14 protein-coding genes and 1 pseudogene are annotated in these 19,842 nt (G+C 61.4%); 10 read left to right on the forward strand and 5 right to left on the reverse strand.

Translation table 11 applies throughout. The features are described 5' to 3' along the window. The first annotated feature begins 704 nt into the window (after positions 1-704). Together F0A16_RS17295 and F0A16_RS17300 are read left to right on the forward strand one after the other, a co-directional pair. The gene (locus F0A16_RS17295) at positions 705-2,009 is read left to right on the forward strand and encodes a sensor domain-containing diguanylate cyclase (protein WP_187776059.1); all 1,305 of its coding nucleotides are present in this window, start codon (positions 705-707) and stop codon (positions 2,007-2,009) included. 50 nt (positions 2,010-2,059) lie between these two features. After that, positions 2,060-2,863 carry a dienelactone hydrolase family protein gene (locus tag F0A16_RS17300; RefSeq protein ID WP_239023871.1) on the forward strand — a complete coding sequence of 268 codons (804 nt, stop codon included), beginning with the start codon at positions 2,060-2,062 and terminating at the stop codon, positions 2,861-2,863. A gap of 115 nt (positions 2,864-2,978) precedes the next feature. Here F0A16_RS17300 and pncB read toward each other — a convergent pair whose 3' ends face one another. Both pncB and F0A16_RS17310 read right to left on the reverse strand, forming a co-directional pair. Beyond that, positions 2,979-4,151 (reverse strand): nicotinate phosphoribosyltransferase, encoded by a 1,173-nt coding sequence (gene pncB, locus F0A16_RS17305; protein ID WP_149436616.1) that lies wholly within the window; start codon positions 4,149-4,151, stop codon positions 2,979-2,981. A gap of 72 nt (positions 4,152-4,223) precedes the next feature. Continuing rightward, the gene (locus F0A16_RS17310) at positions 4,224-4,523 is read right to left on the reverse strand and encodes a DUF4190 domain-containing protein (RefSeq protein WP_239023872.1); all 300 of its coding nucleotides are present in this window, start codon (positions 4,521-4,523) and stop codon (positions 4,224-4,226) included. Between the two features lie 121 nt (positions 4,524-4,644). On the opposite strand from F0A16_RS17310, the gene F0A16_RS17315 reads away from it, so the two are divergent. The 3 genes from F0A16_RS17315 to F0A16_RS17325 all read left to right on the forward strand — a co-directional run bounded on the left by F0A16_RS17315 (position 4,645) and on the right by F0A16_RS17325 (position 8,568). Continuing rightward, entirely contained in the window at positions 4,645-5,787 is a 1,143-nt protein-coding gene (locus F0A16_RS17315; protein WP_149436617.1) for a GNAT family N-acetyltransferase, read from the forward strand. A 104-nt stretch (positions 5,788-5,891) separates the two neighbouring features. Beyond that, complete coding sequence (locus tag F0A16_RS17320) at positions 5,892-7,772, forward strand: monovalent cation:proton antiporter-2 (CPA2) family protein (RefSeq protein ID WP_149436618.1); 1,881 nt, start codon at positions 5,892-5,894, stop codon at positions 7,770-7,772. Next, positions 7,723-8,568, forward strand: a complete 846-nt coding sequence (locus F0A16_RS17325; RefSeq protein WP_149436619.1) for a fructosamine kinase family protein — start codon at positions 7,723-7,725, stop codon at positions 8,566-8,568. The genes F0A16_RS17320 and F0A16_RS17325 overlap by 50 nt, the downstream gene beginning before the upstream one ends. A 13-nt stretch (positions 8,569-8,581) precedes the next feature. Here F0A16_RS17325 and F0A16_RS17330 read toward each other — a convergent pair whose 3' ends face one another. Together F0A16_RS17330 and F0A16_RS17335 are read right to left on the reverse strand one after the other, a co-directional pair. Then, positions 8,582-9,538, reverse strand: a complete 957-nt coding sequence (locus F0A16_RS17330; RefSeq protein ID WP_149436620.1) for an SMP-30/gluconolactonase/LRE family protein — start codon at positions 9,536-9,538, stop codon at positions 8,582-8,584. A 137-nt stretch (positions 9,539-9,675) separates the two neighbouring features. Beyond that, positions 9,676-10,326 carry a TetR family transcriptional regulator gene (locus F0A16_RS17335; protein WP_149436621.1) on the reverse strand — a complete coding sequence of 217 codons (651 nt, stop codon included), beginning with the start codon at positions 10,324-10,326 and terminating at the stop codon, positions 9,676-9,678. Between the two features lie 169 nt (positions 10,327-10,495). Here F0A16_RS17335 and F0A16_RS17340 point away from each other — a divergent pair, with 169 nt between their 5' ends. From F0A16_RS17340 to F0A16_RS17365, 5 genes and pseudogenes are all read left to right on the forward strand, one after another. Next, a complete protein-coding gene (locus F0A16_RS17340; RefSeq protein WP_149436622.1) occupies positions 10,496-11,785 on the forward strand; it encodes an efflux RND transporter periplasmic adaptor subunit in 1,290 nt (429 codons plus the stop codon). Beyond that, positions 11,785-14,973: an efflux RND transporter permease subunit gene (locus F0A16_RS17345; RefSeq protein WP_149436623.1), complete on the forward strand. Its 3,189-nt coding sequence runs from the start codon at positions 11,785-11,787 to the stop codon at positions 14,971-14,973. Before F0A16_RS17340 ends, F0A16_RS17345 begins: the two co-directional genes overlap by 1 nt. A gap of 304 nt (positions 14,974-15,277) precedes the next feature. After that, a pseudogene (locus F0A16_RS17355) lies at positions 15,278-15,624 on the forward strand (transposase); the annotation flags it as partial. Between the two features lie 192 nt (positions 15,625-15,816). Then, entirely contained in the window at positions 15,817-18,045 is a 2,229-nt protein-coding gene (locus F0A16_RS17360; RefSeq protein ID WP_239023873.1) for a mechanosensitive ion channel domain-containing protein, read from the forward strand. Between the two features lie 146 nt (positions 18,046-18,191). Next, complete coding sequence (locus F0A16_RS17365) at positions 18,192-19,031, forward strand: protease inhibitor I42 family protein (RefSeq protein ID WP_149436626.1); 840 nt, start codon at positions 18,192-18,194, stop codon at positions 19,029-19,031. A gap of 715 nt (positions 19,032-19,746) precedes the next feature. Here the strand turns inward: F0A16_RS17365 and F0A16_RS17370 are convergent. Further along, positions 19,747-19,842 (reverse strand): IS3 family transposase (locus tag F0A16_RS17370; protein WP_149435321.1); only part of this gene is annotated, 96 nt, incomplete at its 5' end.

The following is a 19,842-nucleotide window of genomic DNA, read 5'->3' on the forward strand; positions in this document are numbered from 1 at the left end:
CCGCAGCGGCCCGGCTTGCCGCATGACAATGACGAGGGGGGGCAGAGACTCTGCCGCCCCTCATCTTTTCGTACCCACTTCTTTCAGAGTACCGGCCGATCCCGGCCGATCCCGGCCTTGTCTGGCTCGAGGCGCACTCGACCGGCAGCCTAGGAATGGAAGTACCCCCAATTTTGCACTCAAGTCGTTCGATCCAGCGTCGATAGAAGGCTTTATGCTGCCCTTCATGTCGATGGTCTTGGACATACTCGCCCGTCGCTTCTAGTGTAAGTCTGAAGATGTTCATTTTTTCACCACGCACCGAGGTTGGCGGCGTCATGCAGGACACCATCATCAATGCACATCGCCTGATTGGCGAAACGATACAAGAGCCCGGGGAACCGCGTCGCGGACGAATCGTTGGCGTCGACCAGTCACGCGCGGTGCCGGTAATTTTCGTGATCTGGCAGGAGCAGGCAGGAATACAACGTGTCGAATTGACCCGCGATGAGCTGAGTCAACTCGCGAGCGCCTGTCTTCATCGTCAGTCGGGACAGGCGAGCGAGCGTGAGGACGATGTTCGGGATGAAGGGGAGGCGTCATCCGACGAGAGCAGGTCTGCTTCTCACGTTTCCGCCCGACGTCGCGTTGGCTCCCGCTAGCGCTATCCCTTATACCACCCAGCCGCCTGGAAACATCTCTGCGGCTACATGAGGCCGGAGTGCATGGATCCACTGGATGCCTTCGTGCATGACGATGGAAGCTTGGGCGCGGAAGCGCAAGATTGGCTACAGGCGCTGCCAGGCACGGCTTATGTCACCGACTCGGCCTGGTGGTTGGGAGAGCTACGCTTCGTCGGCGATTCCATCTGTACATTGAGCCACCGGCCGGTGAATGATCATCGTTCCCGGCCTGAACTGTGGCTGGCGCAGATCCCCGAATCCGAGCGGTTGTCGGTGCTGGAGCAGCTTCAGCAGGCCCTGACGCAGGGGAATCTTGCGATACGGCTGTCATACGTCATCGAGAGGCCGGATGGTTCTCGGTGCACGATCGATGACAGCGTCAACATTCAACGTGACGCGAGTGGTGCGGTCGCTGCCCTCGTTGGTCTGTTGCTGCCACGCGTCGAGGCCGTCAGGGAACGCGACGGCCCGCCTCTTCAGCCTCTTCTCGATCACTGCGGCGACGTATTCCTGGCGCTCGACGAGGATCTCGACTGCCACTACGCCGCCGGTGACACGCAAGGGGCGCTCGGCGTTGGCAGCGAGTCGCTACTCTCATCATCATTGTTTGCCCTGATGGCACCCGAGGATGGTTCTCGGATACGACGATTGCTGGTCGAGGGAGCCGCTAACGCGAGTTCGTCCCTCGTGGAGTTGCGTCTGAGGCATAGAGATGGCGCCTATCGCTGGTTCGAGATTCACTTTTCGCCCTATCCAATGGCATTGACGCCGGCATCGGAGCCCTCGGCCATGCCGGGTTGGGTTGCCGTTGCCAGGGATGTCACCCAGCGGCGGCGGCAGTCCCTGCAGTGGGATGCCTACACCGCGACCGACGAACTCACCTCTGCGCTCAATCGGGAGCCGTTCATGGGGTTGTTGCGACACGCGCTCTCCAATGGAGAGGCCGGGGCCCGGTTCACGCTGATCGTGTTCGATGTCGATCGCTTCGGCGATATCAACCGGGAATGGGGGCGAGATGGGGGCGACCTCGTCCTTAGTTGTATCGGTGAGATGTGCCGGGCGATGCTGAGAGAGCGGTTCAGTTTTGGCCGGCTCGGGGAGGGTGCCTTTGCGTTGCTGTTGAGTGGCAAGTCCTTGCAGGAGACGGCCGCCATTGCGGAGAGGTTGCGTGGCCGTTTCGCCTCGACCCGGGTGGAGTTCCATGGCCATTGGCTGTCGTTCTCGGTTAGTCTTGGTGTCGCCGAGCGACGCGATGGCGAGTCCGCGGAAGCCATGTTGGCGCGCGCCGAAGCGGGCATGCGCGATGCCAAGCAGCGCGGTCGGGATCGCGTCCAGCAGGCGCCATGAGAAGAGCCGGCCGCGCCAGGTGCCAAGCCAGTCATAGAAGGAGAAAGACGATGGGACGACTACTGCTGGCCTCGCTGCTCAGCCTGATCTGCGTGTCGGCCTGGGCCGATGAGGTCGAAGGCCCTCATGTCCAGGGAGAGACCTTCGAGTACACCACCGGCGGACAGACTTACCAAGGCTATCTTGCCTACAATGCCAGCGACGATGAACCCCGTCCCGGCGTCCTGCTGGTGCATGAATGGTGGGGATTGAACGACTACATCAAGCACAAGGCCGACCAGCTGGCAGCGCTCGGGTTCGTCGCCCTGGCAGTCGACATGTATGGAAACGGCAAGGTCGCCCAGCACCCCAAGGACGCCAAGGCGTTCTCCAGTCAGGTGATGCAGGACTGGCCCTCCGCCCGAGCGCGGCTGGAGGCGGCGATGGCGGCGCTGCGCCAGCACCCGGCGGTGCGGGAGGACCGCATGGCGGCGATCGGCTACTGCTTCGGCGGTGGCGTGGTGATGAACATGGCGTTGGCCGGCATGCCGCTGGATGCCGTGATCAGCTTCCATGGCAGCCCGACTCAGGTCGTCACCAATCCGCAGCCGTTCGACGGCCTGGTGCGTATCTACAATGGTCAGGACGACTCCCTGGTGGACCCTGAGGCGCTCGACAGCATGGCCGATGCCTTGACGAAGGATGGAGCCAGCGTCCGTGTGGTCCAGTATCCCGGCGCCAAGCATGCGTTCACCAACCCGGATGCCGACGCACTGGCGAAGGAGTACGACTTGCCGTTGGGTTATGATGCGGCCGCGGATGCCGCTTCCTGGCAGGCCGCCCTGCTGACGCTGGACGAGGCGTTGAATCAGTGACCGGGCTGTGCCCGGAGCTGTCAGTCATAAACTTGAAGCTGGAAGAAAGGCCAAAAGCAAAAACAAACCTTGTCTATGAGAAAGTCGGTTTAGACCTTGGCCTCCAGCTTCCCGCTCAGGCCGGGCGGCTGAGGGCGAGAACCCGCTTGGCCAGGGCGATCATCTCGGGATCGCCAGTATGCTTGTCGGGGACGTCGGATAACTTGATCACGGGCAGCCAATGCTGGCCTTCCGGTCTCGCCTCGACCATCTTGACGACCATGTTCATGGGCTCGACGCCAACGTCGTTGGTGAAGTTGGTGCCGATACCGAACGCCATGCCAATACGGTCCTGACAGAAGGCCTGAATCCGTTCGACCTTCTCTGGTGTCAGGGCGTCGGAGAAGATGATCGTCTTGCTGCGCGGATCGATGCCCAGCTTTTCGTAATGGGCGATGGTCGAAGCCGCGAAGTCGATCGGGTCGGCGCTATCGTGCCTGACGCCGTCGAAGAGTTTCGCGAACTTCTTGTCGAAACTTTCGAAGAAGGCCGGGCTGGTGAATGTGTCGGTCAAGGCGATGCCCAGATCTCCGCGGTAGACGTCGACCCAGTGCTCCAGGGCCAGGCTGTTAGCCATCTTGAAGCCAAACCGGGCACCGTGGAACATGAACCACTCGTGGGCATGGGTGCCGATGGGCTTGACACCATGGCGCATCGCCAGCAGTACATTGCTGCTGCCACTGAACGCCTCGCCGCCGTGATGACGCAGAGCGCCGACCACTCGATCATGCACGTCGAATGAAAAGCGTCGCCGGGTACCGAATTCGGCAATTTTGAGTCCCAGTTTCTGGTACTGCTCTATCTTGGCTCGAGTGCGGGCCTCGACCGTCTCGTCGGTGTCTCGCTCGGCATTGCGCAAGCGATACCAGAGTTCGCTGATCAGCGCCATCAGCGGGACTTCCCACAGAATGGTGCGATACCACAATCCTTCGATCGTCACCGAGAGATCGACGCCCTGCTGTCGGATGGTCACTTCCGCCGGGTTGTAGCGGAAGCCCGCCAGAAAATCGAGGTAAGTCGGATCGAGGTAAGGGCAGGTGACTTCGAGATAGCGTTTTTCGGCCTCGCTCAAGATCAGGTTGGCCATCGCATCCACTTCGCGTCGCAGCGCGTCGCCAAATCCCTCGGGAAAGGCATGCTCGCCACGGTTGATGAACGCGTAGCGCGCCTGGGCATAGGGAAAGCGCTTGATCACGGCATTCTGCATCGTGATCTTGTAGAAGTCGTTATCGAGAAGCGAAGTCAGCATGGGAACTCGTCATCAGCGTAAGCAAAACCCGCGGTCGTTGTTTGCCGGCGAGCGTTTCTTCAATGAAATCGGCTACAAGAAAGCCATGACGCCGAACATTGTCACGACGAAGCCGCCAAACAGCAAAAGGCCCGCCAGAGACAACAGAATCAACAAATAGCCTAGTATCAAGCCGGCCAGGGCCCAGCTATCGCCGGATTCCTGCTTGTGGCGAATCTGACGTCGAGCCAGGTGGCCGCAGACGACACCGCCCAGCGCCGCGGGTGGCACGAAGGTGCCCAGCACGCTCAACGCGAACGCCGCCAGTGCCATGGTATTGGTGGGGGCTGGTGGTGGTGTCGGCTGGCCAGGAGGAGAGGAAGCGGGTGTCATCGTGCTGTGCATCTCGTGAGCTGGAACTGTCGGTAGAGTATCGCACGCTTGCCCGCAGCTCTCGAAGTTTTCAACATGAGCGATGGGCGACGGTAGCAATATGATCAATGGGAGGAATGGAATGGCATTGCGGGTCGAGAATATCGGCAGCTTGGCCGCCGTAGGTGCGTCGCTCTGGAATGCCGTGGCCGGCGCCCGCTATCCGTTTCTGCGCTATGAGTTTCTGGCGGCGCTGGAGGCCTGTGGGTGCGCCGACACCGACACGGGCTGGAAACCGGACCACTTGATGGTTTTCGAGGGTGAGCGAGCGGTGGCCGCGCTTCCGCGCTATGCCAAATATCACTCCCGTGGAGAGTACGTGTTCGACTGGGTCTGGGCCGATGCCTGGGAACGTGCCGGTGGCGATTATTATCCCAAGTCGTTGTCGGCGATTCCGTTCACGCCTGCGACAGGGCCGCGGTTGGCCGTCGTCGACGATGTCGATCGGCGCACCGTCATCGCCGCGCTGGCGCCGCTGATTCGCGATACCGGCCTCCAGAGCTGGCACCTGCTGTTCGCCGATAGCGACGAGGTCGACGATTGGCAGGCCGCGCTCGGCTCACCACTGCTGGAGCGTCAGGCGGTGCAGTTCGCCTGGCGGGATGACGGCTTTGGCGACTTCGACGGTTTCCTGGCGCGGATGAACTCGCGCAAGCGCAAGGAGATACGTCGAGAGCGGCGCAAGTTGTCCGATCAGGGGTTTGTGTTCGAGCGTCTGACGGGAGACCGGATCGATGACGAGGCGCTGGAGCAGTTCTATCGCTGCTACTGCATGACCTATCTCGAACGGGGGCAACGGCCCTATCTGTCGCTCGAATTTTTTACCCGGCTGCGTGATGGCATGGCCGACAACCTGCTGCTGGTGCGTGCCAGTGTGGGGGGACGGGCGGTGGCCGCCGCGCTCTGCCTCCAGGGAGGCGATACCCTCTATGGCCGATACTGGGGTAGCGAGGTGGAGGCGGACTTCCTGCATTTCGAGACGTGCTACTACCAGGGGATTGAGCATTGTCTCGAGTGCAATCTGGTGAGGTTCGACCCGGGAACGCAAGGGGAGCACAAACTGGCGCGGGGATTTGCCCCGGTCATCAGCCGATCGCTGCATTATCTCGAGCATGAGGGGTTTCGCGAAGCGGTCGCCGATTACTGTCGCGAGGAGCGGGCCTATGTCCACGCCTATTTCGAGCAGAGCCGGCGGCGTCTACCTTTCAAGGATCCGCCGGCATAGATCGGGGGTCGTGCCGGCTGCGCCCTGTCGCGTATTCGGATAGTGATACTCTGCTTTCGGACCCACCTGGGCGGCATGTCCGCCGCGACGAGGATATAAGGTCGATGGACTTTCTTAATGAGACGGCCGTTCTGCTGGGGGCGGCCATCATCGCGGTGCCGCTGTTCCAGCGCCTGGGACTGGGGGCGATTCTGGGCTATCTCTGCATCGGATTGCTGGCCGGTCCCTCGGTGAGCGGCTTCGTATCCGAGCCGGAGTCCGTGCTGCATTTCTCCGAGTTCGGCGTGGTAATGCTGCTGTTCATCATCGGCCTGGAGCTGGAACCCAGGCGATTATGGTCGATGCGCAAGCGATTGCTGGGATTGGGATCGCTGCAGATGGCCGGCTGCGCCGCCCTGTTGATGCCGATCGGACTGCTGCTCGATCTACCGCCGAGCATTGCCATCTTCCTTGGCTTGACACTGGCGCTGTCGTCGACCGCCTTCGCGCTGCAGGTGCTCAACGAGCGCCGTCAACTGGCCACGCCGCATGGCCAGAGCGCGTTCGCCATGCTGCTGTTCCAGGACCTGGCGGTGATACCCCTGCTGGCGCTGCTACCGTTCCTGGCCGGTCGCGCGGACGCGGCGCCGGACGATGGCTGGGTCATTGTGCGGAGCATCGGCGTGGTGATCGCCGCCATTGTTTTTGGCCGTCTGGTATTTCCCCGCGTCCTGGCGTTGATCGCGCGGAGCGACGTGCATGAAATCTTTACCGCCGCGGCGCTATTTCTGGTGCTGGCCATGGCGTTGGTCATGCAGTGGGCGGGATTGTCGATGGCCCTGGGGGCCTTCCTGGGCGGCGTCATGCTGGCCGACACCCCCTACCGGCATGAGCTAGAAGCCAATATCGAGCCGTTTAAAGGGTTGCTGCTGGGGCTTTTCTTTATCGCCGTCGGCATGTCGGTCGATCTGGCGCTGGTGTTGGACAACGTCTGGCTGGTCATGGGACTCGCCATCGCCATGACCCTGGCCAAGACCGTGGTGCTGGCGGTCATCGGTTGGCTGACCCGATTGCCGCGCACGGAAATCCCCAGGCTGGCGACGATCATCTCCCAGGGCGGGGAATTCGACTTCGTCCTGCTGACGGCGGCCGTGGCCGCCGGTGTCATCGACCAGCGCATCGCCAGCCTTTGCATTGCGGCGGTTACCCTCAGCATGGCCGCCACGCCGTTTCTGTATCAGTTGGGCGAGAAGCTCGGCAACCGGCTCAAGGAGAGCCGTCCTTACGACACGGACTTCGGCGATGACACGCCGCCGGTGATCATTGCCGGACTTGGACGCTTCGGACAGATGGTGGGGCGCATGCTGAAGATGCAAGGCATCAACTTCACCGCGCTGGATCCCAACATCACCCAGGTCGAGTTCATTCGCCGCTTCGGCTCCCGCATCTTCTATGCCGACGCCACGCGTCTCGACCTGCTACGTGCGGCGGGTATCGATAAGGCTCGCCTGCTGGTCATCGCCGTCGACAGCGAGAGTGCCGCGCTGACCATCGCCCGGCTGGCCAAGACCCATTTTCCGGATCTATCCGTCTATGCCCGTGCACGCAACCGCCATCACGCCTGGCAACTGATGGAGATCGGCGTCGACGGTGTGGTGCGGGAAACGTTCGCCTCGAGCATGGAAATGAGCGTCGAGGTGCTCAAGGGGCTGGGCTATCCCAGTTCGAACGCCATCAATGCGGTGCGGACTTTTCGCGACTTCGACAACCAACTGCTCAAGGATACCTACGCTCACCGCAACGACAACGAGCGGTTGATGGCGACCGAGAAGGCGGCCATGGCGGAGCTGAAGTCTCTATTTCAGCAGGAACTCAACCGGGGGCGCGGCAAGGAGAGCGCGGGCGAAGGGAGCGCTGCCGCCAACGATAGCGACGACGTAAACAAGGAGATACGTGATGACGCAGACGCTGAGACGACGGCTCGCGGCCCTGGAAATGCCCGTTGATGTCGGGGCCATTACGCCGCTTTCCGGTGGCGACAGTGGGGCAGGGCTATGGCGGGTCGACGGCACGACGCCCTGTATCGTCAAACGGGATTCGCCACAGCGTGTCGCTGGCGAGGCCGACGGTCTCAGGGCTCTGCGCGACGCCTGTCGCAATCTCATCGTGCCTGAGGTTCTGGCCGAAGATGGCGATCTGCTGATAATGCAGGCCATGGAGGACACGGGGAAGCGCGACGGGGTGGCGCTGGGTGAAGGCCTGCGTCAGTTGCATCGGGATTCTCGGGATGCGGACGCCGAACACGGTTGGTCGCGGAATAACGCCTGTGGCTTGACCCCGCAGTCCAACGAGCCGCTGGCCGACGGACGCGCCTTCCAGCGTGATCGACGTCTGCTGCCGCTGCTGGCGCTCTGTCGCGAACAGGGACTGCTGGATGCCGCGCTCGCCGAGCGCATCGAGCGTGCCGCCGACTCGCTGGAGCGCTGGCTGTCCGATATCCCGCCATCGCTGGTGCACGGCGACCTCTGGTCCGGCAACGTGTTGTTCACGCCGCAGGGGCCGGCAATCATCGACCCCGCCGTCTACCGGCACTATCCGGAAGTGGACGTGGCCATGCTGACGCTCTTCGGCGGGCCGGGTGATGCCTTCTTCGAGGCCTACTGGGACGGCGAGCGACCCTCGGACTGGGAGCGGCGGGAAGCGCTGTTCCAGCTCTACCCGCTGCTCAACCATCTCTATCTGTTCGGCGGCACCTATCGCCATAGCGTGGCGCGAGCGGTGGATCGCATCCTGGCCGGCTGATGGCATTCGCCGATCAGGCGCGCGCAGGGGCGCGAATATCGGAAGGAGCGATGGCCTCGCCGATGACGTGATGACCTCGGGTATTGAGTGTCAGTGCGTAGAGCGACGTGGTAGCGCAGACGTAGAGCCGATTGCGACTGATGCCGCCGAAGCAGACGTTGGCCACGGTCTCCGGAATCAGAATGCGACCGAGACGAGTGCCATCCGGGGCGTAGCAATGGACACCGTCGCCGGCGCTGGTCCACAGATTGCCCGCGATATCCAGGCGGAAGCCGTCGAAGAGACCGCAGTCCGACTCCGCGAACACGTCGCCGCCACTCAGGCGATGATCCTGTCCGACGCGAAATCGCCGGATATGCCGTGGCCCGCTGGCTCGGTGCGTCGCACCAGTATCGGATACGTAGAGCCAGGATTCGTCGGGGGAGAAGGCAAGGCCGTTGGGTTTTTCGAAATCGTCGGCCACGCGGCGCAGCTCGCCGTCGGGGGCGAGGCAGTAGACGTGGCAGTCCAGCTCGGACCGTCGCTTGCCGCCCTCGTAATCGTTGTCGATGCCGTAGCTGGGATCGGTGAACCAGATCGAACCGTCGGACTTGACGGTGACGTCATTGGGCGAGTTGAGCCGGAGGCCCTCGAAGGTATCCGCCAAGGTGGTGATACGTCCGTTGTGCTCGGTGCGAGTGACGCTGCGGCTGCCGTGCTCGCAGGTGATGAGGCGGCCTTCCCGATCCAGCGTCTGGCCGTTGCTGAAGGCAGAGGGTTGACGAAAGACGGAGACATGGCCGTCGTTCTCGTCGTAACGCAGGATACGATCGTTGGGAATGTCCGACCAGAGCAGGTAGCGCCCGGCGGCGAAATAGGCCGGCCCTTCGCACCAGCGGCCGGCTTGCCAGAGTCGGTCGAGCTGAGCGTTAGGCAAGACCAGCGAGGAGAAGCGGTCGTCCTCGGCCACGAGCCAGTCTGGGTGGGGCATGATGAAATCCTTCGGCGCAAAGACCGCCCAGTGTCGAGCGTCGGGACGGCAGTGTCTTTGCGACGAAAGTCGTGTTTCCGGCGCCGGAGATGGACGGACAGATCGAGAGGCGGTCCGCCCGGAAGTGTCATCTCACTTCAGGTGAGCGATTGGAGCGCTGGGTGGGACGGCACCGGGTTTGGCGCGATGCGCTCGAAAAAGGTGTCGATTATGCGAGGGCCGACATCGCCGATGTCGTAGCGTGTCGGGTCGCGCAGCCAGTCATGCATCAGGCCGCCGAACATCGACATCAGCATACGACAGGCGATTTCCGGCTCGATGCTCGCTATCATCGTGCCGGTGCGATTTGCTTCCTCGAAGCGTTCCAGCATGGTGTCGTAGCAGTCGTCGGCGAGCCGCTGATGCAACTCGAGAATGTTGACGTCGCTGGACGCCTCGCAGCAGTGAAACAGGATGGTGTGCACTCGCCGGGAGCGTGGGCTCTGCAGCCGCTCCAACGCGTGCAGGGAAGCCAGTTGGAGACTCTCCAACGGTGCGCGCGGACGCTCGGCGTCCTCGACATCATCCAGTAACTGGCGAAGTGGCATCTTGACGCGATCCAGCATGGCGTGGAACAAGTCGGACTTGTTCTTGAAATGCCAGTAGACGGCCCCGCGGGTCATGCCCGCCTGGCGAGCGATCTGCTCGAGAGAGGTTCTCGACACGCCGCGTTCGAGAAAAATGACTTCGGCGGCGTCGAGCAGGGCCTCTCGTGTGGCTTCGGCTTCAGCCTTGGTGCGTTTGGGCATGGTGATGTCGTCGCAAGCGTGAGTGAGTCATGGCGAATGGCTTTTCTTATGTGCTGATTAAGGTCTTCTAGATGCAGCATAACGAATTTATCAGCAAGTTTACATTCATGTATGTATGCCTGTAAGCTCGCTACATTAATCCAGGCACCCCTTTCCAGGACGGAGACTCATGCGCCCTAATTTCAAGAATGGCACCCTCGGTTTCGGTGGGGCGTTGTTGCTGTCGTTGGCATTGGCCGCCTGTGGCGGAGACGATCAGCAAAGCGCTCAACAAGGTGGGGGGCAACCGCAGAAGCCGCCCACCAAGGCGGAAGTGATGGAGGTCGAGGCCCATGATGTCTCGCTCTCCAAGGAGTATCCCGCCCAGATTCGCAGTAACCGTGAAGTCACGGTGATGGGACGCGTGGAGGGTATTCTCGAAGCTCGCCACTATCGCGAGGGAAGCATGGTGGAGAAGGGCGACAAGCTCTTTACCATCGAGCAGGCGCCCTACGAAGCGACGGTCGCGCAGAACCAGGCCGACGTGCAGAGCGCGCAAGCGGAGGTGTATCGCGCTCAGCGCGACGCCGAGCGCTACCAGCGGCTCTATAACCAGAACTCCGTCAGTCAGCAGCAGCGCGATCAGGCCCAGGCGGATCTGCGCACCGCGCAAGCCGCCCAGGCCCAGGCCAAGGCGGCACTGGACAGTGCCAAGATCGATCTCAGCTACACGGAAGTCAACGCGCCGGTCAGCGGCATGATTAGTCTCAGTCAGGTCAACGTCGGCAACCTGGTACAGCCGCCTCAGGAACTGGCGACCATCACGCCGCTGGACCCGATCGAAGTGCGTTTTTCATTGCCCGCCGATGATGCTTTCTCTCTCCGCCAGCAGCGTCAACAGGGCGATGCCGAACAAGCCGACGTGGCCGTTCTGACCGCGCCAGGTACCGAGAGCGCCAGCCACAGTGCCCTCCAGTTACAGGGCACGCTCGACTTCCTGGGTTCCAGGGTTGATGAGTCAACCAGTACGGTCCAGGCCGAGGCCGTGTTCCAGAACGACGACCAGCTCTTCCTGCCGGGTCAGTTCGTGCGAGTCAAGCTCCCCCAAGTGATGCGTTACGACGTCTATGCCGTGCCTGCCATCGCGGTAACCGAGGGGCTCAAGGGGCCACAGGTCTTCGTCGTCAATGGCGAGGGCAAGGCCGAGAGCCGTTTCGTGTCGCTGGGTGAAATCGCGGGAGATTGGCAAATCATCACCGAGGGATTGAACCCGGGCGACCGTGTCGTCGTCTCGGGCATCGGCAGTGTCTCCGCCGGCGACGAAATCGACGCGCAGCCATTCAATGGCAAGGTGCCGCAACCGCAGAACAACGCCGGCGGAAATCCCTCGCAGGAGGTCGACGCCCAGGGCGGTGAAGGCGTCGAGGGCGCCCATCGTGATGCGCAAGAGGCGAAAGACGGACAGAACGGAGCCAACTGATGAACTTTTCCAGCGTTTTCATCAGACGCCCGATCTTCGCCACAGTCCTCTCGGTCATCATCACGCTGATCGGTTTGATGGCGATGCGCACGCTGCCCATCGAGCAGTATCCGCCTGTCGTACCGCCAACGATCAGCGTCTCCGCTACCTATCCGGGGGCCAGTGCTCAGACGGTCTCCGACACGGTCGCGTCGGTGATCGCCCAGGAGATCAACGGCACCGAGGACATGATCTATCTGACCTCCAGCAGTTCGGATAGCGGTCAGATGTCCATGAGCGTCTATTTCAATATCGGCACCGATCCGCAGACGGCGACGATCAACGTCAACAACCGGGTTCAGCGGGCGCTTTCGCAGCTTCCGAGCGAGGTACAGTCCCAGGGGGTCACGGTCGAGCAGCGTTCGTCGAGCATCCTGCTGTTCGTCGGCATCACCTCGGACTCCGATGCCTACGACTCCCTGTATCTGACCAACTACGCCAACATCAATGTGACCGATGAGCTTTCACGGCTCCCTGGTGTGGGGCAGGCAGAAGTGCTCGGCAGTCAGGAATTCGCCATGCGCGTCTGGCTCAATCCGGACAAACTGGCGCAGTACGATCTGACCCCGGCCGAGGTCTCTTCCGCGATACAGGCACAGAATGCGGTCGTTGCGGGCGGCAAGCTTGGCGCCGAGCCGCAGAGCGATCCCACGCCCTACACCTATACCATCACCACACAAGGGCGCTATGAGAGCGTCGACCAGTTTCGCGAGATCGTGCTGCGAACCAACCCGGATGGCTCGTCGCTGCGCCTGAGCGACGTTGCTCGTATCGAGTTGGGGAAAAACAGCTACGGAATCCAGGCCTACGTCAACAACAAGCCGATCGCGCCGATCGCTATCTACCTGCAGCCGGGTGCCAACGCCCTGGATGTGGCCAATGAGGTCAAGCAGGCGATGGCGGACCTGAAGACGCGTTTCCCGCCGGGACTGGACTTCGATATACCCTACGACACCACGCTGTTCATCGATGCTTCCATACAGTCGGTGGAGCACACCTTCATCGAGGCCCTGCTGCTCGTGGCGGTGATCGTGTTCCTGTTCCTGCAGAGCTGGCGTTCCACGCTGGTGGCGATGTCGGTGGTGCCGATTTCGGTGGTAGGGACCTTCGCCGGGATGTATCTGCTCGACTTTTCAATCAACCTGCTGTCGCTGTTCGGCATGATACTGGCGATCGGGATCGTGGTGGATGATGCCATCGTGGTCATCGAGAACGTCGAGCGCATCATGGAAGAAGACGAGGAGGCCACACCCTTCAGCGCCGCGCTCGAGGCGATGAAAGAGGTCTCCGGTGCGGTCATCGCTACCGCCTTCATCATGGCCGCGGTGTTCGTGCCGGTCGGTTTCATGAGCGGTCTGACAGGGCAGATGTATCAGCAGTTCGCGATCACCATCGCGATCTCGGTGGCGATCTCGGCCATCGTGGCGCTATCGTTCACCCCGGCCATGAGTGCGATCTTCCTCAAGCATCAGGATCGCATTCAGCAGTCTGGTTTCGTACGCGTCATTCGCAAGCCGTTCGACTGGTTCAACAAGGTCTTCGAGAAGATCACCGACTTTTTCATGGCGATCACCAACTTCATCATCCACCAGTTGTGGTTGGTCGTGGTGGGTCTGGCTGCCGCAGGCATCGTCTCCTGGATGATCTTTGCCCAGTTGCCGGCCGCGCTGCTGCCTTCCGAGGATCAGGGCGTCGCGCTGGCCGCCGTCAACCTACCAGCGGGGTCTTCGGTGGCGCGAACCGATGCTTACGTTCAGGAACTCAGTCAGCGTCTGCGCGACGAGGTGCCGGGGATCAACTTTGTCACCGGCATCCCCGGCTTCGACATTCTGTCGAGTTCGCCCAACACTGCGAAGGGTACGGTCTTCGTTACCATGAAGCCGTGGGAAGATCGTGATATCACCATCGACCAGTTGACCCAGAAGATCATGCAGATCGGCGCCCAGATTCAGGGTGGCCAGACCGTGGCGTTCAACCTGCCTCCGATTCAGGGACTGTCTCCGACCGGCGGCTTCACCGGCTATCTGCAATCCTATGGTGGTGATACGTCACAGCAGTTGGCGGAGTCGGCGGGCAAAGTCATGCAGGCGGCGGCCAAGCGCCCGGAACTCGCGGGTGTGTTCACGTCACTCGATGTCAACGTGCCTTCCTACAAGGCGGACGTCGATACGGAGAAGGCGCGCAGCCTGGGTGTCGATATCGCTGACCTGAATACCACCATGGCGAGTACCTTCGGCAGCTCGTTCGTCAACTACTTCACCAACTCGGGTCGTAACTTTCAGGTATATCTGCAGTCGGAAGACGACTTCCGTCGCAATCCGGGCGACCTGAGCAAGGTTTACGTACGTGGCGGTGATGGCCAGCGTATCCCGCTGTCCGAGTTGGTTACGCTCACGCGTGACAAGGCGCCCACGGTATTGCAGCGTTACAACACCTATTCGGCCGCTCAGTTCTCGGGCGGTCCGGCACCGGGCTACAGCTCCGGGCAGGCGGTACAGGCGATGCAGGAAGTCGTCACCGATACGCTGGGCTCCGATTACGGGATGGGCTGGAGTGGCGAGGCCTATCAGCAGGTCAACGTGGGCACGGCGGCGACGTTGGCGCTCTCCTTCGGCGTGATCATGATGTTCCTGATCCTGGCAGCGCAGTACGAGAGCTGGACCTTGCCGTTGGCCGTCGTCTCTGCCGTTCCGTTTGCGTTCATCGGCGCGATCCTGGCCGTCTACCTGGCCGGATTGAGCACGAGTGTCTATCTGCAGGTAGGTCTGCTGGTGGTGGTCGGCCTGGCCGCCAAGAACGCTATCCTGATCGTCGAGTTCGCCGAGCAGCAGCGCAAGCATGCGGGGTTGTCGGTGGTCGACGCGGCCAAGGTGGCGGCCCGCCAGCGGTTCCGTCCGATCGTGATGACCTCGCTGGCGTTCATCGGTGGTACCCTGCCGTTGGCCATGGCATCCGGTGCCAGCGCGGCCAGCCGCAACCAAATCGGAACGCCGGTCGTGGGTGGCATGATCTCTATCACCTTGTTGGCGACGGTCTTCGTGCCGGCGACCTACGTACTGATCATGAAGACCACCCATGGGCTGCAGTCGAGATTCGGCGGTGGCAAGCGGCGCAACGATGGCCAGCCGACTCCGGACGAAAGTCACTAGCAGGTAGTGTCGATGCAGCCGAGAAATCGGCCTTCCAGAGGCAACCCCCCCACGGGGGTTGCCTTTTTTATTGCTGCTCCGGCCAGCGTCCCACTGCGTGGGCTCGGTGTCATTCTGGATTGGGTGCTAGGCCACTTTCCATCCTCTCCCCACGGTCTGGCACGCTTCGATGGCACTGCCTTCCCCCTTCGAAGTCTATCACCAGGACTGGAATGCCTGTTCTACAATCTCGGCTGACGCGGAGTGACCTTGCCCAACAGCAGTGGACATCTCGTTAAGACAGTACACTGAGACGAGGTGACCCATGGCAAGGCAAGCAGCTTCGATGAAAAAGACCCGTACCCGCTACTCCCAGGACTACAAGACCGAGGCCCTGGCGCTCGCCGACCGTGTCGGCATCAGTGCTGCCGCCCGAGAGCTTGGCCTCCAGCCCAGCCAGCTTTACCAGTGGCGGAAGGCCCAGCAGCAGCAAAGTGCTTCAGCCCGCGAGCAAGCCTTGGCCGACGAGAATGCCCGACTTAAGCGCCAACTGGCCGAGAAATCGGAAGAGCTTGAAATCGCAAAAAAAGCCGCGGTGTACTTTGCCAAGAGCCTGAAGAGAAGTACGCCTTCGTCCATCAGCATCGTCAGGCATTCAGCATCCAGCGGATGAATTCATCGGTGTCTTGATGGCACCGGGCGCCACGCTGTTGACGGTAATGCCCAGGCGGTGCCTCCGTTGAAGATAGAGCAGCTTCGACCTTTGGACCAAAGAGTTGAAGCGTTGTTCTGGCGTCGCCTGGATAGCATGATGTCTGGCGGCAAGCCATCGACGGCTCGATAGTGACGCGTAAGGGAGTCAACGTGACGGGATTGAGAAAGCGGGGATGGATATTGGGGCTGGTACTGGCGTTGCTGGTCAGCCTGCCGGCATCGGCGCAGTCGCTGACATCGCTGATGGGCGGCAGCCAGGGCAGCGATAGCCAGTCGGCAACCGCGCCCTCTCCACAGGAACTGAGCGCATCGCTCGATCAGATCATTGCGACGCTCGAAAACAGCGACCAGCGCCAGTCCCTGTTGGAGCATCTCAAGCAACTGCGTGATGCCACGGCGGCGGATACCAAACAGGAGGGTGGTTCGGGAGGACTGCTCGGCGCCCTCGCGCAATCGTTCTCCTCTCTGGAAACCGATGGGCTCGATAATCCGATCCGCTACTGGTCGACACGAGCCGATCAGGCCGGAGAGGATATCTCGACGCTGGTCAGCAATCACCAGCAGTGGCCCAGGATCTTTTTCGAGCTGGTGTGGGTCACGGCACTCTGGATCGGTGTGACGCTGCTTGTCGCGACGCTCTGGCGATGGGCCGTCCGCCAGTTGGGGTTGCCGTGGCATTTACCGGCGGAGCCGACGACCTGGACGCTCATTCGCCATATCGTCCGGCGCGTGGTGCCTCTGGCGATTGGATTCGTCGCCGCGCTGATGACCGTGCACCAGGTCGCGACCGGCACGGTCGGTATTACGCTGGCCATGGTCGCGGCGTACGCCACGCTTTGCGGTGCCGTCTTCTCGGCGATTTGTGAAATCGTCTTCTCGTTGTTCGGCAGCGGGCATCGTCACGCCGCGCTACGCATCTTGCGTCGACGCGGGGCCCGGTGGCTGTTTGTGCTGGGGGCGCTGGTCGCATTGGGCGATGCAGCCAATGCCGAGGCGCTGGTCGAGCCGCTCGGCGAGGGGGTCACGACCTTCCTGTCACTGATCGCCAACGTGTGTGCGGCATCGCTGCTGGGTATCTTCGTTCTGGTATTTCGACGCCCCATACGGCATCTGATGCGAAATCGCCCCTATTCCCAGCGTCAGGAGCGTCGCGCGACCACCGAACTGATTCGGGTCTTCAGCCGGATCTGGCACATTCCCATTCTGGTCATGGTGGCGGTGTCGCTGATCGCGATGATCATGTCGGCCGAGGATTCTCGCAGTGCGTTTTTCCGCGCTGTCGTGACGGCCGGGCTCATGATCGCGACTCTGGTGGTCACCGGCCTGATTCACCGGCGAGGTGCAAACGTCCGTGAGAATCCCTCCTCCGAATACATGGCCCGTCTGGCGCGTTTCGGCTTCACCCTGGCTCATCTGGCGAGCTGGGTGATCTTCGCCGAGCTAGCGATGCGGGTCTGGGGTTCATCGTTATGGGCGGTGGGTGCCTCCGCCGGCATCGGCCAGCAGATCGCCAAGGGCGTGCTCGGATTGGGCGTGACGTTTCTGCTGGCATGGTTGGTATGGATACTGGCGGATACTGCGATCAAGCACGCGTTGCTGCGCAGCAGCCGTCGCCATGGCAGGAGAGTCAATGCCAGCGCGCGTGCCCAGACCATCACGCCGTTGCTGCGCAATACCGTGTTCGTGACCATCGCCGTCATTGCCGTGATCATCGCGTTGGCCAATCTGGGGGTCAACGTCACGCCATTGCTGGCCGGTGCCGGAGTCATCGGCCTGGCGGTCGGTTTCGGCGCGCAGACGCTGGTCCAGGATCTCATTACCGGCCTGTTCATCCTGATCGAGGATTCATTGGCTATCGACGATTTCGTCAATCTGGGAACGCACATGGGTACGGTCGAAGCGTTGAGTATCCGAACCGTCAAGCTGCGCGATCTGGATGGCATCGTGCACATCATTCCTTTCAGTCAGATCCAGGGTATCCAGAACTACTCCCGGGAATTCGGCATCGCGCTGTTGCGCATCCGCATCGCTCACCATCTGAAAATCGACGAAGCGATCGAGATCGTTCGCGAGATCGCGGATGAATTGCGTAACGACCCAATGATGCGTCACCACATCTGGTCGGCTTTGGAGGTGCAGGGTATCGAGAGTTTCGATGCCGGAGCCGCCATTCTGCGGGTCAGAATGCGCACGGCGCCGATCATGCAGTGGGACGTGGCTCGAGCCTTCAATCTCCGCTTGAAGCAGCGTTTCGACGAGCAAGGCATCGACCTGGCCATGCCGAGAATGAGCGTGGTGATGGAGCAGTCGACGGTATCCGCTGGCAGTGCCGGATCCAGGGAGCCGGTGACGGCTCCGGGTACTCCCGATCCGCAATGAATCTGGTCCAGCGCCAGGGACGGGGCCTGGATCGGTCTTGAGCGGCCATCGAGGTGAACCGGAACCGTTCCGTATTTCGAGCAGGAGCTCCGGGCACCTTCTATAGTGATAGTGGCACGATGACGCCATCATCGGCGGGAGGCGGGATGATCGACGAGATACGGATCCCTCTCGGGCGGCGTGGCTTGGCGACGGCCATGCTGCTTGGCCTCGCCTTGACCGGCTGCACGCGTCCCGAGGGCTTGGACAAGCGCCAGGACGTCATTTCATCACGGCTCGATGTCGCCCCCTTCTACAGCGAGGCCTACGAGGGCCGCCTGGACTGTCCGGGGTGCGGGCACGGCCGGGCGGACAGCGAACTCGTGCTCTACCGCGAGAGACGGACCGGCACGCCTGCGGGTTATCAACTCAATCAACGTTATCCGCTCGATCCCGCCGATCGCCGATCTCTGGTGGAGACCAGCCACCATGGACGCTGGTCGATCATGCAGAATGGTGCCAGCCCGCGCGACCAGCCGGTTTATCGGTTCGAACCGGACGATCCGACGCGGCATGTCTTCCTACTGGAGCAGGTGGATCGGGATACGCTCATGGCACGGGGTGGGGCTGGTCAAACGGGGGTGGTCGGCCTCCGTCGAAGCGTTGCTTCCGCAAGAGGAGATCTCAGCGTGACCGAGGCCGATAGCGGATTGCCGATCGCGATCCAGGTGGGGCAGACATTGACGGTCAGCTTGGCAGCCGATGCAAGCGGGCGATTCGACTGGCGTCTGGTGGCACCGCCGGATGGTGCGCTCGAACCATTGGGTTCTCCCATGCGCGTCGCGGCCGGCCAGGTGCGCCAGCAGGTCGAGAACGATAGTACGGCGGTTTGGCAGTTCCTGGGGAGTCACCCAGGAGAAATCGTGCTGCGTTTCGAGTTGTCCTCTCTTTCCGAGTCTCTCATATCGTCTTCGAGAGTCGTTCGATATCCCGTTCGGGTGCAATGAATTTCCGCGCCTGACTCGTTGACTACATTCAGTATATCAATATGTTGCTGATTTTCCCCGCGCTGGCCTGGCCATTGCGACGTTGGCGTGACTGTCTGACTCTAGCCTTTGGTCTGGGCCACCAATCGCTAATGGTCGATGAGGCATCTTTAATTCATAATTTGTGTTATTAGGTAATCATAAAGTTTGGATTGCCTTTTTTTGCATCAAAGTGTAATTTTTGTCGCCTTCGGTGTTAAAAAGAGTCGCTAACACTGTCGCCGAAGCGGGCAGTGGTTGAGTCGGGTGAATGACGTTCGGTTTCAGGAACGGGCTTCTGGAGTGGGCTTCGTCAGCAGTCGTCCAGTCATGGGAAGTGTCGCCCGATCGAGAATAACGGTGCCGATGAAGGCGCCAGGTAGCCATCATCCCGTCAGGGATGTCGAGATCAGCATGGAAGTCCTGACTCGATCGATGGCGGATACGCGGGGGGTGCGCAATGAGTCTGTTCAGTTTGAGCCTTATCGTCATTGGTTTTGTCGCCTTTGGGCTTTTCGTCGCTCTACGTCTTTGCAGTAGCGACAAGGCTCCCCCCGAGGCGCGGGATCGAGCGACCCAACCCGACCGTCTTCATGAGTCCGGTAGCGAGCATCGCGCCTGAGAGAAGATCGATTCGACCATGAAAAAGCCGGCCCGGCAACGTGATGAACTGACCCCATAAAGTTGGACGATTCACTTAGCCGGCGTTTAAGGCCTGGGCCCTGTACTGAACAGGGCTCAGGCCTTTTAGTGTCAGTTTGATGCGTTCGTGATTGTAGTAATGGATGTAATG

This window comes from Salinicola corii, assembly GCF_008298015.1.
GTDB lineage: Bacteria > Pseudomonadota > Gammaproteobacteria > Pseudomonadales > Halomonadaceae > Salinicola > Salinicola corii.

Bases quoted from the DNA above. Each gene is read 5' to 3' on its own strand.
- F0A16_RS17340 (WP_149436622.1), top strand. From the start codon at position 10,496: ATGCGCCCTAATTTCAAGAATGGCACCCTCGGTTTCGGTGGGGCGTTG.
- F0A16_RS17335 (WP_149436621.1), bottom strand. From the start codon at position 10,326: ATGCCCAAACGCACCAAGGCTGAAGCCGAAGCCACACGAGAGGCCCTG.
- pncB (WP_149436616.1), bottom strand. From the start codon at position 4,151: ATGCTGACTTCGCTTCTCGATAACGACTTCTACAAGATCACGATGCAG.
- F0A16_RS17325 (WP_149436619.1), top strand. From the start codon at position 7,723: ATGACGCAGACGCTGAGACGACGGCTCGCGGCCCTGGAAATGCCCGTT.
- F0A16_RS17365 (WP_149436626.1), top strand. From the start codon at position 18,192: ATGATCGACGAGATACGGATCCCTCTCGGGCGGCGTGGCTTGGCGACG.
- F0A16_RS17315 (WP_149436617.1), top strand. From the start codon at position 4,645: ATGGCATTGCGGGTCGAGAATATCGGCAGCTTGGCCGCCGTAGGTGCG.
- F0A16_RS17320 (WP_149436618.1), top strand. From the start codon at position 5,892: ATGGACTTTCTTAATGAGACGGCCGTTCTGCTGGGGGCGGCCATCATC.
- F0A16_RS17330 (WP_149436620.1), bottom strand. From the start codon at position 9,538: ATGCCCCACCCAGACTGGCTCGTGGCCGAGGACGACCGCTTCTCCTCG.
- F0A16_RS17300 (WP_239023871.1), top strand. From the start codon at position 2,060: ATGGGACGACTACTGCTGGCCTCGCTGCTCAGCCTGATCTGCGTGTCG.
- F0A16_RS17295 (WP_187776059.1), top strand. From the start codon at position 705: ATGGATCCACTGGATGCCTTCGTGCATGACGATGGAAGCTTGGGCGCG.
- F0A16_RS17345 (WP_149436623.1), top strand. From the start codon at position 11,785: ATGAACTTTTCCAGCGTTTTCATCAGACGCCCGATCTTCGCCACAGTC.
- F0A16_RS17310 (WP_239023872.1), bottom strand. From the start codon at position 4,523: ATGACACCCGCTTCCTCTCCTCCTGGCCAGCCGACACCACCACCAGCC.